Origin of the sequence: Rhodoferax sp. TS-BS-61-7 (genome assembly GCF_002943465.1) — a bacterium.
Classification (GTDB): domain Bacteria; phylum Pseudomonadota; class Gammaproteobacteria; order Burkholderiales; family Burkholderiaceae_C; genus Allorhodoferax.
The window spans coordinates 561,103-574,707 of sequence record NZ_PTQY01000003.1; the positions used below are offsets into that span (position 1 = coordinate 561,103).

11 protein-coding genes are annotated in these 13,605 nt (G+C 65.6%); 9 read left to right on the top strand and 2 right to left on the bottom strand.

The genetic code is table 11. From position 1 onward, the window contains the following. Nucleotides 1-5: 5 nt before the first annotated feature. Genes C5F53_RS11390 through C5F53_RS11405 form a run of 4 tightly spaced genes read left to right on the top strand, consistent with a single transcriptional unit; the run spans nt 6 to nt 3,818 of the window. Nucleotides 6-830: an ATP-binding cassette domain-containing protein gene (locus C5F53_RS11390; RefSeq protein ID WP_105261470.1), complete on the top strand. Its 825-nt coding sequence runs from the start codon at nt 6-8 to the stop codon at nt 828-830. Beyond that, nucleotides 827-2,086: a sugar ABC transporter permease gene (locus C5F53_RS11395; RefSeq protein WP_105261471.1), complete on the top strand. Its 1,260-nt coding sequence runs from the start codon at nt 827-829 to the stop codon at nt 2,084-2,086. The genes C5F53_RS11390 and C5F53_RS11395 overlap by 4 nt, the downstream gene beginning before the upstream one ends. Before the next feature lie 3 nt (nt 2,087-2,089). Continuing rightward, entirely contained in the window at nt 2,090-2,758 is a 669-nt protein-coding gene (locus tag C5F53_RS11400) for an HAD family phosphatase (RefSeq protein WP_105261472.1), read from the top strand. A 40-nt stretch (nt 2,759-2,798) separates the two neighbouring features. Next, the gene (locus C5F53_RS11405) at nt 2,799-3,818 is read left to right on the top strand and encodes a formylglycine-generating enzyme family protein (RefSeq protein WP_105261535.1); all 1,020 of its coding nucleotides are present in this window, start codon (nt 2,799-2,801) and stop codon (nt 3,816-3,818) included. Between the two features lie 3 nt (nt 3,819-3,821). Here the strand turns inward: C5F53_RS11405 and C5F53_RS11410 are convergent, their stop codons facing one another. Beyond that, nucleotides 3,822-4,652 carry a creatininase family protein gene (locus tag C5F53_RS11410; RefSeq protein WP_105261473.1) on the bottom strand — a complete coding sequence of 277 codons (831 nt, stop codon included), beginning with the start codon at nt 4,650-4,652 and terminating at the stop codon, nt 3,822-3,824. Nucleotides 4,653-4,671: 19 nt separating this feature from the next. Next, complete coding sequence (locus tag C5F53_RS11415; RefSeq protein WP_105261474.1) at nt 4,672-6,690, bottom strand: ATP-binding protein; 2,019 nt, start codon at nt 6,688-6,690, stop codon at nt 4,672-4,674. 112 nt (nt 6,691-6,802) lie between these two features. Here C5F53_RS11415 and C5F53_RS11420 point away from each other — a divergent pair, with 112 nt between their 5' ends. The 5 genes from C5F53_RS11420 to priA all read left to right on the top strand — a co-directional run bounded on the left by C5F53_RS11420 (nt 6,803) and on the right by priA (nt 13,567). Beyond that, entirely contained in the window at nt 6,803-7,132 is a 330-nt protein-coding gene (locus C5F53_RS11420; RefSeq protein WP_105261475.1) for a DUF167 family protein, read from the top strand. 43 nt (nt 7,133-7,175) lie between these two features. After that, nucleotides 7,176-9,419, top strand: coding sequence for a protein-disulfide reductase DsbD (locus C5F53_RS11425; protein WP_105261476.1), 2,244 nt, complete (start codon nt 7,176-7,178; stop codon nt 9,417-9,419). A gap of 4 nt (nt 9,420-9,423) precedes the next feature. Next, a complete protein-coding gene (locus C5F53_RS11430) occupies nt 9,424-9,843 on the top strand; it encodes a CoA-binding protein (protein WP_105261477.1) in 420 nt (139 codons plus the stop codon). Between the two features lie 93 nt (nt 9,844-9,936). After that, on the top strand, nt 9,937-11,055 hold the full coding sequence (hemE, locus tag C5F53_RS11435) for a uroporphyrinogen decarboxylase (RefSeq protein WP_105261536.1): 1,119 nt from the start codon (nt 9,937-9,939) through the stop codon (nt 11,053-11,055). Between the two features lie 373 nt (nt 11,056-11,428). Beyond that, on the top strand, nt 11,429-13,567 hold the full coding sequence (gene priA / locus C5F53_RS11440) for a primosomal protein N' (protein ID WP_105261478.1): 2,139 nt from the start codon (nt 11,429-11,431) through the stop codon (nt 13,565-13,567). Nucleotides 13,568-13,605 lie beyond the last annotated feature (38 nt).

Below are 13,605 nucleotides of genomic sequence, written 5' to 3' on the forward strand. Positions count from 1 at the left end.
CCACCATGACAGCACAACCATTGCAACAACCCGCTCCCGCGCGCGAACTTGTCCTTAGTCTTAGTGGAGTCTCCAAGCGCTTCGGCGCTGTGGCAGCGCTGACCGATATCGATCTCGACGTCCATGCGGGAGAGGTCGTTGCCTTGGTTGGCGACAACGGTGCGGGCAAATCCACCCTGGTCAAGATCCTGTCCGGGGTGCACCAGCCCACCGCGGGCACCATGACCTTTTGTGGGCAGCCTGTCAGCCTGGCCGATCCCGGCGCCTCGCTGGCGTTGGGTATCGCCACCGTGTTCCAGGACCTCGCCCTGTGCGAGAACCTGGACGTGGTGGCCAATATTTTTCTGGGCAAAGAACTCAATCCCCTGCAACTGGACGAGGTGAGCATGGAGGTCAAGGCCTGGAAACTGCTCAACGAGCTGTCGGCCCGCATCCCCAGCGTACGCATTCCCGTGGCGTCGCTTTCGGGCGGCCAGCGCCAGACGGTGGCCATTGCCCGCTCGCTGCTGATGGAGCCCAAGCTCATCTTGCTGGACGAACCTACGGCCGCGCTGGGCGTGGCCCAAACTGCCGAGGTGTTGGACCTGATTGAACGTGTGCGCGACAAGGGCCTGGGCGTCGTCATGATCAGCCACAACATGGAAGACGTACGCGCCGTAGCCGACCGCATTGTGGTGCTGCGCCTGGGCAAGAACAACGGCGTGTTTGCCCCCGACGCCTCCAACCAGGAGCTGGTGAGTGCCATCACCGGTGCCTCTGACAACTCAGTGTCCCGCCGCTCCCACCGCCGCCAATCCCAATCCACCCCGACCGAGCACGCACAAGCATGACCACTCCCACTCCCTCCACCGCCCCCGCCGGCGCGCTGCTGGACCGCAGCGACGAGCGTTACCAGGTCGACAGCGGCATTGGCGGCGCCATCCGCACCTTCATTGACCGCGTGCGCTCCGGCGACCTCGGCTCACTGCCCGTCATCGTGGGCCTGGCCATCATCTGGACCGTGTTCCAGAGCATCAACCCCATCTTCCTGTCCAGCACCAACCTGATCAACATGCTGTTCGATGCGTCCACCATCGGTGTGATCGCCCTGGGCATTGTGTGCATCTTGATGGTGGGCGAGATCGACCTGTCGGTCGGCTCGGTCAGCGGTTTTGCCTCCGCCATCGTGGGCGTGCTCTGGGTCAACCAGGGCTGGCCCGTGGGCCTGGCCATCGCTGCGGCGGTGGCTACCGGCGCCGTGATTGGCTTGCTCTACGCGCAGCTGTTCAACCGTTTTGGCATGCCCAGTTTTGTGTCCACCCTGGCCGGCCTGCTGGCCATTCTGGGTGCGCAGCTGTACATCCTGGGCGGCACCGGCTCCATCAACCTGCCGTACGGCTCGCCGCTGGTGAACCTGGGTCAGTCGCTTTTCATGCCGGCAGCTTTTGCCTACAGCGTGGTGCTGCTCGCCGGCATCGTGATGTTTGTGACGGGTTACCGCACCGCCGCACGCCGCCGTGCCGCCGGGTTGTCGGGCGAGTCCCTGGGGCACCTGCTGTTCCGCACCGTCACCCCCACGGTGGTGCTGGAGCTGATTGCGCTGTATTTTTACCAGGACCGCGGCATTCCCTGGCTGTTTGGCATCTTCATTGGTTTGGTGGTCGGCCTGAACTACCTGCTCACCCGCACCCAGTGGGGCCGCATGGTCCACGCTGTGGGTGGTAACCGCGAAGCAGCACGCCGCGCAGGCATCAACGTGCGGGCCGTGTACTCCAGCGCCTTTGTGTTGTGCGCGGTACTGGCAGCCTTTGGCGGTGTGCTGGCTTCGGCCCGCCTGGCATCGGCCAGCCAACAAGCCGGCACGGGCGATGTGAACCTTAACGCCATTGCCGCCGCGGTGATTGGTGGCACCAGCCTGTTTGGCGGGCGGGGCAGCGCCTACTCCGCGCTGCTGGGCATCATCGTGATCCAGTCCATCTCCAGCGGCCTGACCTTGCTGGACCTGTCGTCCTCGCTGCGTTACATGATCACCGGCGGTGTGCTGGCGATTGCGGTCATCGTGGATTCGCTGGCCCGCCAGTCCCGCGTGTCCCACGGCCGCGCCTAAGCCATGCGGGGACCGGTGCGCGCTGTGGTGTTTGACATGGATGGCGTGTTGATTGACTCCGAGGTCATCTGGCGCCGCGTGCGCGCGGACTACGCCGCCGAGCGCGGCCAGCAGTGGACTGAGGCCGACCAGATGGACCTGCTGGGCCGCAGCACCCCCGACTGGTCCGCCCGCATGCGCCTGCGCCTGCAGATCACGCACCTGAGTGCAGCCGAGCTGGCACAGGAGATCGTGCAGCGTGTGCTGCTGGCGTTTGCCCAGGACCTGCCGCAACGCCCTGGTGCCGCGGCGGCGCTGCGAGCCCTGGCCGCGCGTTACCCGGTGGCGCTGGCCTCGGGTTCGCCACGCGTGTTGGTGGAGTGCGCGATGGCCAGCACCGGCTTTGGCCCATATTTCCAGAGCATCTTGTGTGGCGACGATGTACAGCACGGCAAGCCCCACCCCGAGATTTACCTGCGCAGCCTGCAGCGCCTGGGCACCACGGGTGAGCATGCCGCAGGTATTGAAGACGCACCCAGCGGTCTGCGGGCCCTGCGCGCCGCCGGCATGTGGGCCATTGCCGCGCCCTGCCCGGAGTTTCCGCTGGACGCCGCCGCCCAAGCGCTGGCGCATGCACACATCAGCACGCTGCACGACCTGACCCCGGCCCTGGTGGATGCCCTCGGCGCCTGAGGGCTGCGGCGCTGCCACAATGGGCCGCATGTTGCGTCCCATGCCCCCTTCCCCCGCCCCCGGTACCACCCTGCTGTGCGCCCTGCTGGCCTGTCTGGCCTTGCCTGCGACTGGAACCACAGCGCCGGCCCAGCCCCGCAAACTCACCAACAGCCTGGGCATGACGCTGGTGCGCATTCCCGCGGGCACCTTCCACATGGGCAGCCATGAGCCGATGACACGCCTGCAAAAGGCCTACCCCCTGGCCGAGCGCGAGCGCCTGGAAGCCCTGAAAGACGAAGCCCCGGTGCACCGGGTGCGCATCAGCCGAGCGTTTTACGTGGGACAGACCGAGGTGACCGTGGGGCAGTTCCGCCATTTTGTGCAAGCCTCCCACTACGTGCCGGAGTCCGAGGCGGACGGCACCGGCGGCTACGGTTACAACGCCGACTACGACCCTGAAAAAAGTGTGCGCGGCGATGCCTTTGAAGGTCGCGACCCGCGCTACAGCTGGCGCAACCCCGGCTTTGCACAGGACGACAAGCACCCGGTGGTCAACATCACCTGGAACGACGCACAGGCCCTGGCCCGGTGGCTGAGCCAGCAGGAAGGCCGCCACTACCGCCTGCCCACCGAGGCCGAATGGGAGTACGCAGCCCGCGCCGGCACCCGCACGCGTTACCACAGCGGTGACGACCCGCGCACGCTGCTGAAGGTGGCCAACACCTTTGACGCCAGTGCCAAACCGCTATGGCCCAAGTTCGCAGCCAACGCGCTGGCGGGTGATGACGGTTTTGCCTTCACCGCCCCGGTGGCCCGCTTCCGGCCCAATGCCTTTGGCCTGTACGACATGCACGGCAACGCCTGGGAGTGGACCAACGATTTATATGGCGAGGACTACTACGCACACTCCCCCGCCAAAGACCCGCAGGGGCCCAGCGAGGGCCATGTGTATGTGCGCCGCGGTGGCTCGTGGCACACCTGGTCGCTGTACGCGCGCTCCAGCTACCGCAACTGGAATTCACCCCAGACCCGCTACACCCTGGTGGGCATGCGGCTGGTGCTGGACGCGCCGAAGTAAGGCTTAGTTGCGCAGCGTGTCGGCCGGCAGCTGGTGGATCTCGGCCAGCGTTTGCGCCAGCGCGCGGCCTGCGGCATCGAGCACGGCACGGCCTTTCTCGGCCGTAGCGGCCGCAGCATTGCCCACGGCACCGGCTGCGTTGTAGTCCTGCATCTGCCAGCCCAGCTTGGCGCTTTTGCCATTACCCAGAATGGCAAACTTTTTGGCGCGGTCTTCGGAGGTGGACGCAAAGTTCTGCGCCTGGGCCATGGCTACCTGCTCGGGCGCCAGCGCCAGCATCATGGAGGTTTCAATCTCCCCCGCGTGGATGCCAAAGCGGTGTTCGTGCGCGCTGAACAAGGCGTTCACATCCTCGCCAGCAGGCCCGGTCAGCGGCAGGCCAAACCAGTTCACGCTGTAGACCAGCATGCCGAGCCGCGCGCGCAGGTCACGCGCCACCACGTCCAGCAGGCCGACCTGACCGCCATGCGAATTGAGCAGCACCAGTTTCTTCACCCCCGTGGCGGCCACACTTTCGCCCAGCTCGGTCCACAGGCGAATGACAGTTTCGGCCTTCAGCGTCAGCGTGCCCGGAAAACGCGCATGTTCGGGGCTGAAACCCACCGCCTGGGTAGGCAAAAACAGGGCGGGCACGTCCGCCGGAATGTGGTGCACGGTGGCGGCTACTACGCCGTCCACCAGGGCAGTGTCCACCCGCAGCGGCAGGTGCGGGCCATGTTGCTCAGTGGCAGCCACGGGCAACACGGCGATGGTGGCGCCCAGGCGGCCATCGGTCTGGCACTGCGCAAAGTCGCGCGTGCTCCAGTCGGCCCAAAAACGGGAAGGGTTTTGCATGCGCCTATCTTAGGCCAGGCTAACGCGCCAGGGCTTCGGGCTCGGGCTGGTCAAACGCCACCACCGGGGCGCTGCGCGGCAGCACCATGCTGAAGGTGGCACCCTGGCCGGGGCTGCTGGCCACATGCACGGTGCCCCCCAGGGATTTGGTGACCAGGTTGTAGACGATGTTGAGGCCCAGGCCGCTGCCGCCCTGGCCCAGTTTGGTGGTGAAAAAGGGGTCAAACACGCGGGCCAGGTGCGCCTGCGGAATACCGGCCCCGTTGTCGCTGACCAGCAGGCGCACCGCACCGTCGTTGGTCAGGGCGGCGCTGACCTGCACCGTGCCGCGCTCCATGCCCTCGAAGGCGTGCAGCAGCGCGTTGTTGATCAGGTTGGTCAGCACCTGGCCCAGCGGGCCGGGGTAGCTATCCATCACGATGCCCTCGGCAATGTCGCAGTCCACCTGGTGGTTGGATTTGCGGATGGTGGGCCCCAGGGTGAGCAGGATCTCACTGACCGTGGCCTGCAGGTCGAAGCTGCGGCGGTTCAGGCTGGTCTGGTCCACCGCCACCTGCTTGAAGCTGGACACCAGCTCGGCGGCGTGTTGCAAGCCGCGCATCAGAATGCCGGCCCCCTGCCGGGTGTTGCCCACAAACTCCTCCAGCCGGCTGCGCGTGAGGCCCTGGGCCATGCCATTGGCAAAGCTGTTGGCGTGGTCTTGCAAGGTGCTGGCCACGGTCAGGCTGTTGCCAATGGGGGTGTTGAGCTCGTGCGCAATGCCGGCCACCAGCGAACCCAGGGCCGACATTTTTTCGGCCCGCACCAGCTCGCCCTGGGCCGCTGTGAGCTGGGCCAGCGTGGCAGACAGCTCCTGGGTGCGCTCTTGCACACGGTGTTCCAGCGTGGCGTTGAGCTGCAGGATGTTTTCTTCGTAGCGGTGTTTGGCGGTGATGTCGTCAAACGCCATGATGAGCACACGCTCCCCGCCCAACACCACCATGCGGCCCGACAACTCGCACAACATCTCGGCCCGGGTCACGCCGTGCAGCATCCAGGCGCGGTAGCCCGTCAACTCGCCGCGTTCTTGCAGGATGCGGTTGCCCTCTTCGCGCTGAGCCACGTCTTTCCAGATACCGGTACGCGCACCATTGGAGCCAATGGCCACCTCCCGGTCCAGCCCGAACACGCGCACCCAGGCGCTGTTCACATCCATGGTCTGGATATCGTCAGTGCCTACACGCGACACCGACATGGACACGGGTGAGGCGTCAAAAATCGCCTTGAATTTGGTCTGGCTCACACGCAGCGCCTCTTCGGTGCGCTCACGTTCGGCCAGCTCCAGCTGCAGGGCCTGGGTTTTTTGCTCGCGCTCGGCCATCAGGGCGGCCAAGTCGGTGCGCATGGTGTCCAGCGCGTGGGCCAGCTCGCCCATCTCGTCCTTGCGCTGGGGCGACAGCGGCAGTGCCAGTTCGCCGCGCGCCAGGCGGCGAGCGTCTTCACGCAGCTCCAGCAGGGGTTTGAGCACGCGGCGGTTGAACAGCGGCCAGATCACCAAAAAGGCCAACGCCATTTGCAACACCAGCGCCAGGCCAAAACGCAGCAGGTCCTGGCGCATCTCGCGCTCAATACGCTGAGAGGTCATCTCCACCGTCAGGCGGCCCACCCGGGTGCCGTTGTAAATGATGTCGCGCTGGTCGCTCAGCGTGGTGCCTGGCGGCAAGGCATCGTTGTGCTTGCGCACAAACACATCCTGAAACTCGTCGGTCACGGTCACGCTCACCACATCGGGGTTGCGCATCACCGCGTCCACCAGCTCGCTGGCCACGCCGCGGTCCAGGTTCCACACCGCCACCGCCATGCCGCGCGACAGCACCTCGGCGTACTGGCGCATGGGCGCCTCCACCCGCAGGGCCACCTCGGTCTTGAGCTTGGCAGTGACCTGGAAATACGCCAGAAACAGCGCCGGCAACAAAATGCCGAGCGCTACCCCCAGCATCAGCGTCTGGCGCAAGGACAGGACGGGAAAACGCGCTGCAAAACCGGCTGGCTGGGGCAAAACTGCTCACTCCCTGGTGATGAAAGCTATGGTGCTCTGGGCAAAGTATCAACGCCCACCTTGGCCCCGGTCAAGCAAAAGGCATGCGCAAGGCGCCCACTATGATGCGCGCATGTCTGCCCCGCGCCCCCGCAATGCCACCGGCGACTCCTTTTTTGCCTGGGAGGGGGACACCCTGATCGTCAATATTTTGGGCAAACCCGCCGCCAGCAAAGACGCCATTGGCAAACCCAAAGGCACCCAACTCAAGGTGAGCGTGACCGCAGCGCCGCAGAACGGCAAAGCCACAGACCACATGGTGCGCTTTTTAGCACCCTTGTTTGGCGTGGCTGTGTCCGACATCACGGTGGTGTTTGGCCAGGAAAATGTGAACAAGCAGCTGCGCATCCATGCGCCCCGCAAGTTGCCTACTGTATTTACCGCCACCACCCCACCCGCTTGAACGCCCCCGGAACTATTGGGCTCGCCGCAGCTCCCACCCCGCAATGACCTTGTTTTCTTTCCGATCCCTTCGCCCCGCCCTTTGGCGTACCCGAATCGCTCTCTTTTTAATAGCTGCTTGCGCAATATCTACGGGGGCTAGAGCCCAATTTGACACAAAAACCGGGGCTGCCACGGCGGTGGTACAGACCGAACAGGTGCGCGCCGAGCTGTTGGCCTACGCGCCCCAGGGCGTGGCGCCGGGCGCCCAGGTATGGCTGGGCCTGCAACTGCAGCACCAACCCCAGTGGCACACCTACTGGAAAAACCCCGGCGACTCCGGCCTGCCCACCACGCTGACCTGGACTCTGCCTGCGGGCGTGACGGCAGGCGACATTGCTTGGCCCACGCCGCACAAGATTGCTATCGGCAGCCTGGCCAACCTGGGATTTGAAGGCACGGTGCTGCTGCCGCTGCCGCTGACGATTGCGCCCGACTTCCGCCCCAGCGGCCTGGCGCAGGACCTAGAAGTGCGCCTATCCGCCAGCTGGCTGGTGTGCCGCCAAGAATGTATTCCGCAAGAAGGTGAATTTGCACTGCGCCTGCCGCTGCGTGGCTCCACTGCGCTGCACCGGGCCAGTTTTGAGGCGGCCTGGGCCGCTGCCCCCAAACCGTTTGCCGGCCCCGTCCAGGCCACGGTGTCCGACACCGGCGTGGCGCTGCGCGTGAGCGGCTTGCCAGCCAGTTGGCGCGGCAAGGCCATCAACGCCTTCCCCGAAACCCACGAGCTGCTGCACACCCCCGCCCTGCCCGGGGAGGGTGATCGGGTGAAGTCCAGTGCCGCGGACCAAGCAGGCACCCAAGGCTGGCAAGACGGCGTGTGGACCGCCCAGGTGCCGCACTCGGCCCAGCGTTACACCAGCCCCAGCACTGTGGCCTGGGTGCTGGTGTTGGGCAACGAGCGCCTGCGTGCCGAGGCCACCGTACAAGGCAGCTGGCCCGCCACCGCCGCCCGCGCCGAAGTGCCCGCCGCACTGCAGGCCGCATTGGCGGCCAACGCCCAACAGGCCCAGACCAGCGCCCCTGCCGTGCCCGGCAGCCTGCTGTGGGTACTGGCCACGGCGCTGTTGGGCGGGCTGATCCTCAACCTCATGCCCTGCGTGTTCCCGGTGTTGGCCATCAAGGTACTGGGCTTTGCCACGCAGAGTGGCCAGTCACGCTCTGCCCAACGCGCCCAGGGCCTGGCGTACACGGCGGGGGTGGTGTTGTCGTTTCTGGCGCTGGGCGGCCTGCTGCTGGCGCTGCGCGCAGGGGGCGAGCAACTGGGCTGGGGCTTTCAGCTGCAGACACCCGGCGTGGTCGTGGCGCTGGCGCTGCTGTTCACGCTGATTGCGCTGAATCTGGCCGGTTGGCTCAACGTGGGCAGCGTGCTGCCGCAGCGCCTGGCCACGCTGCAGCTGCGGCATCCGGTGGGTGAGGCGTTTTTGTCCGGCGTGCTGGCAGTGGCCGTGGCATCACCCTGCACCGCACCCTTCATGGGCGCGTCGCTGGGCTACGCCATCACGCTGCCGGGCGCGCAGGCACTGGCCATTTTTGCGGCGCTGGGCCTGGGCCTGGCGCTGCCCTACCTGCTGGCCAGCTGGGTGCCGTCTGTCGCCCGCTGGCTGCCACGGCCCGGCGCGTGGATGGACACGCTGCGCCACTTCATGGCCTTCCCCATGGCGGCCACGGTGGTGTGGCTGGTGTGGGTGCTGGGCCACCTGAGTGGCGTGGACGGCGCGGCCAGCCTGCTGCTGCTGATCCTGGGCCTGTGCATGCTGGTCTGGTCGCTGGGCCTGCAAGGGCGTAGCCGCACCCTGCTTGCTACCATTTCCATAGCTGCTTGCGCAGTGTTTGCGTGGGCTAGTGGCCAATATGCCATGAACTCGGATGCTGAGGCGGCCAGCACAGCGTCTGCGGGCCCCTCCCAACCCGGCTGGCAAGCCTGGACGGCGGACAGCGTGCCGGCGGCGCTGGCGCAGGGCAAACCGGTGTTTGTGGATTTCACCGCAGCCTGGTGCATCACCTGCCAGGTGAATAAGAAGACCACGCTGTCCAACGCCGAGGTGCAGGCCGACCTGGCGGCCAAACAGGTCACGCTGCTGCGCGCCGACTGGACCCGGCGCGACCCCGCCATCACCCAGGCCCTGCAGGCGCTGGGCCGCAGCGGCGTGCCGGTGTATGTGCTGTATGCCCCGGGCAAGGCGCCGGTGGTGCTGTCCGAAATCTTGACACCCGGCGAGCTGCGCAGCGCCATTGCCACCCTGTAAAACCATGAACGCTGCCCTGACCGAAACCCAAACAATTGCCGAACTGGTGGCAAAGCCCCTGACCGTGGCCGTGGTGGGCCTGTCGCCCAAGCCCCACCGTGACAGTTTTGGCGTGGCGCAGTACATGCAGGCGCACGGCTGGCGCATCGTGCCCATCAACCCCAATGCCAGCGAAATCCTGGGCGAAAAGGCCTATGCCACGCTGAGCGAGGCCGCGCAGCACGAACACATCGACCTGGTGAATGTGTTCCGCAACAGCGAGGACGTGCCGCCCGTGGTGGACGAAGCCATCGCCATTGGCGCGCCCGCCCTCTGGCTGCAACTGGGCATTGCGCACGAGGTGGCCGCAGCCAAGGCGCGTGCCGCCGGCCTGCGGGTGGTGCAAAACAAGTGCCTGAAGGTGGAGCACGCGCGCCACGCCTGAGCCCGCAGCGGCTTGCGCCAGCGCAAGGGCGAGTGAAGTCTGGCCTGCGACAATCGGTCTATGACCGACACCAACCCGCACGCCCAAGCCGCCCTGTCTTTCGACACCCTGCACAACCCCACGTTTTTGCAAGCCTGCATGCGCCAGGCCACGCCCCACACCCCCGTGTGGCTGATGCGCCAGGCCGGCCGCTACCTGCCCGAGTACGTGGCCACGCGCGCCACCGCCGGCAGCTTCATGGGCCTGGCCACCAACACCCAGTACGCCACCGAAGTCACCCTGCAGCCGCTGGAGCGTTATCCGCTGGATGCGGCCATTTTGTTCAGCGACATCCTCACCGTGCCCGACGCTATGGGCCTGGGCCTGAGTTTTGCGCAGGGCGAAGGCCCGCGCTTTGCCAGCCCCATCAAAACCGAAGCGGATGTGGCCAAGCTCGCAGTGCCCGACATGGCCAAGCTGCAGTACGTGTTTGACGCGGTCAGCAGTATCCGCAAGGCGCTCACGCAGGACGGCAAGGGCCGCGTGCCGCTGATCGGATTCAGCGGCAGCCCCTGGACGCTGGCCTGCTACATGGTCGAAGGCAAGGGCAGCGACGACTACCGCTTGGTCAAGACCATGCTCTACAGCCGCCCCGACCTGATGCACACCATGCTGGCCATCAACGCCGACTCGGTGGCGGCCTACCTGAATGCGCAGATCGACGCGGGCGCCCAGGCCGTGATGATTTTTGACAGCTGGGGCGGCGTGCTGGCCGATGGCGCCTTCCAACAGTTCAGCCTGGCCTACACCGCACGTGTGCTGGCCCAGCTCAAGCGCCATGGCGCCGACGGCAAGGTGGTGCCGCGCCTGGTGTTCACCAAAGGCGGTGGCCTGTGGTTGCAAGACATGAAGGCACTGGACTGCGACGTGCTGGGCCTGGACTGGACCGTGAACTTGGCCCAAGCACGAACCTTGGTGGGTGGTTTGGAAAATGGCCCTGGCAAAGCACTGCAAGGCAATATCGACCCCAACGTCCTGTTTGCGCCACCAGCTGCTATCCAAACCGAAGTGGCCAAGGTGCTGGACAGTTTTGGCGCGCCTTACCAAGGCAGTGGAACCGGTCCCACCCACATCTTCAACCTGGGCCATGGCATCAGCCAGTACACCCCGCCCGAACATGTGGCGGCGCTGGTGGAAGCGGTTCATTCCCACTCCAAACGCCTGCGTGGGTAATTTCTTTACCACGATTCATGCACCAAACCGAAGTTGTCCAAACTTACTTATGCACAAAAATGGGGGTCCTAGGGTTATCCCTTCCCCCACATGGGGGATGGCCGCTATCAAAGAAATAGCGCCCGTAAGTGCTTGATTCATAAGGAGTTTGAAGTTTGCTTTTTTTCTGGGCACCGCAAGCAAACCCTTGATTTACAAGGCTTCGGCCCCTGCGGGGCATAGATATCAACAAAGTTATCCACAGAAAACGTGAACGAACTGTAAAGTACTTTGAAATCAACCACTTAGGCTTTATTTCGCCAGTTCACATCAATAAATTACCCCAAGTGCCACGTCACCTCTCTCCCGCTGCTTTCGGCACGGTGCCCACCCCATGAGCTGCTGGCTGCCCGTGCTGGTGAACACGCCCGCGCATGCCGCGCTGGGGCCGGTGCTGACCTACCAAAGTGAGCAGCCGCTCCCGGCCGGCACGCTGGTGCGTGTGCCCCTGGGCAACCGCGAAACCCTGGGCGTGGTGTGGAACAGCGGCGGGGCCGAGGCCACGGGCGAGTTCGACCCGGGCAAGGTGCGGGCGATTGCGGGGGCGCTGGAGGGCATTGCGCCGCTTTCGGCCCAGTGGCAACAACTGCTTACATTCACGGCCAGTTATTACCAGCGCTCGGCCGGCGAAGTGGCACTGGCCGCCCTGCCGCCGCAGCTGCGGGAGCTGAGCCCCGAGCAAATGGCGCGCCGCCTCAAACGCAAAAAACCGACCGAGGGCGCGACCGGTGCCGTGCTGGCCGCCCCGGTGCTGACGCCCGAGCAGGCCACGGTGATAGGCCAGATCGACGGCCACTCCGGCCCCTTTTTGCTGTTTGGCGCCACCGGCAGCGGCAAAACCGAGGTGTACCTGCACTGTGTGCACAAGCTGCTGGCGGCCGACCCGGACGCCCAGGCCTTGATCATGGTGCCCGAGATCAACCTCACGCCACAGCTGGAAGAACGCTTCAAGGCACGTTTTGCGCCGCTGTATGGCGAACACGCTGTGGTCAGCCTGCACAGCGGCATGACGAACCCGCAGCGGCTGAAAAGCTGGCTGGCCGCCCACGGCGGCGCGGCGCGCATTGTGCTGGGCACGCGTATGGCCGTGTTTGCCAGCCTGCCCAAACTGCGCCTGATCGTGGTGGACGAAGAACACGACCCCAGCTACAAAAGCAGCGAAGGCGCACGCTACTCCGCGCGCGACCTCGCGGTCTACCGCGGCAAGCTCGAAGGTGCCCAGGTGATTCTGGGCTCGGCCACACCCTCGCTGGAGAGCTGGCACCACAGCCGCCCTTCTGAGGACGGCGGGCGCTACCTGCGCCTGCACATGCCCAGCCGCGTGGGCGAAACCAGCAAGCTGCCGCTGGTGCGCCGCGTGGACATGAACCACCAGCCGCGCAAGGCGGTGTTTTCGCTGCCGCTGATCGACGCCATCAAGGAACGTGTGGCGCGTGGCGAGCAGTGCATGGTGTTTTTGAACCGCCGCGGCTACGCCCCGGTGCTGGCCTGCGACGACTGTGGCTGGAAAAGTGAATGCCCGCACTGCAGCGCGTTTCGTGTGTTCCACAAGATCGACCGCACGCTGCGCTGCCACCACTGCGGCTTTACCGAACGGGTGCCACGCGCCTGCCCGGACTGCGGCAATGTGGACATCGCCCCCATCGGCCGCGGCACCGAACAGTTGGAAGAACACCTGGCCGAGCTGCTGGTGGACGTGCGGCGGGCCGGCTCGGTTACACCGCAAAACCCCAGGGGCGAGCACCTGCGCATCGCCCGCATCGACGCGGACAGCACCCGCCTCAAGGGCGCGCTGGAAGAGCAACTGGCCGCCGTCCACGCGGGCGATGTGGATGTGCTGGTGGGCACCCAGATGATTGCCAAGGGCCACGATTTCCGCCGCATCACGCTGGTGGCGGCGGTGAACCCCGACAACGCGCTGTTCAGCAGCGACTTCCGCGCGCCCGAACGCCTGTTCAGCCTCTTGATGCAAGCCGCCGGCCGCGCCGGACGTGATGCGTCACTGGGCGCGCAAAGCGAGGTGTGGATCCAGACCTTCCAGCCCACGCACCCGCTGTACGCAGCGCTCAAGCGCCACGACTACCCGGCCTTTGCCGAGCAGCAGCTCAAGGAACGCGAACAGGCCGCCATGCCGCCCTTCAGTGCCCAGGCCCTGGTGCGTGCCGACGCCAAAACGCAGGAAGCTGCGCAAGCCTTCTTGAACGCTGCGCGCACGTTTGCACAAACCGAGATGCTGGAATGGGAGGGCTGGGCTCCGGTGCTGGACCAACTCACGCTGTACCCCGCCGTGCCCATGACCATCCAGCGCATCGCCAACGTAGAGCGCGCCCAGATGCTGATCGAGAGCCCGTCCCGCGCGGCGCTGCAGCAGTTTTTGAACGGCTGGCAAAACGTGCTGCACGCCACCCGCAGCCAGCCCGAATGCAAAGGCTTGATTCGTTGGGCGATTGACGTGGATCCGCTGGCGATTTAGAGCTTTTTAGGGCTCCAGCCCCCGTGGAATATTCACTA

Excerpts from the sequence above, each read along its gene's own strand:
- C5F53_RS11390 (WP_105261470.1), top strand. The coding sequence starts at position 6 with ATGACAGCACAACCATTGCAACAACCCGCTCCCGCGCGCGAACTTGTC.
- C5F53_RS11395 (WP_105261471.1), top strand. The coding sequence starts at position 827 with ATGACCACTCCCACTCCCTCCACCGCCCCCGCCGGCGCGCTGCTGGAC.
- C5F53_RS11400 (WP_105261472.1), top strand. The coding sequence starts at position 2,090 with ATGCGGGGACCGGTGCGCGCTGTGGTGTTTGACATGGATGGCGTGTTG.
- C5F53_RS11405 (WP_105261535.1), top strand. The coding sequence starts at position 2,799 with ATGCCCCCTTCCCCCGCCCCCGGTACCACCCTGCTGTGCGCCCTGCTG.
- C5F53_RS11410 (WP_105261473.1), bottom strand. The coding sequence starts at position 4,652 with ATGCAAAACCCTTCCCGTTTTTGGGCCGACTGGAGCACGCGCGACTTT.
- C5F53_RS11420 (WP_105261475.1), top strand. The coding sequence starts at position 6,803 with ATGTCTGCCCCGCGCCCCCGCAATGCCACCGGCGACTCCTTTTTTGCC.
- C5F53_RS11425 (WP_105261476.1), top strand. The coding sequence starts at position 7,176 with ATGACCTTGTTTTCTTTCCGATCCCTTCGCCCCGCCCTTTGGCGTACC.
- C5F53_RS11430 (WP_105261477.1), top strand. The coding sequence starts at position 9,424 with ATGAACGCTGCCCTGACCGAAACCCAAACAATTGCCGAACTGGTGGCA.
- priA (WP_105261478.1), top strand. The coding sequence starts at position 11,429 with ATGAGCTGCTGGCTGCCCGTGCTGGTGAACACGCCCGCGCATGCCGCG.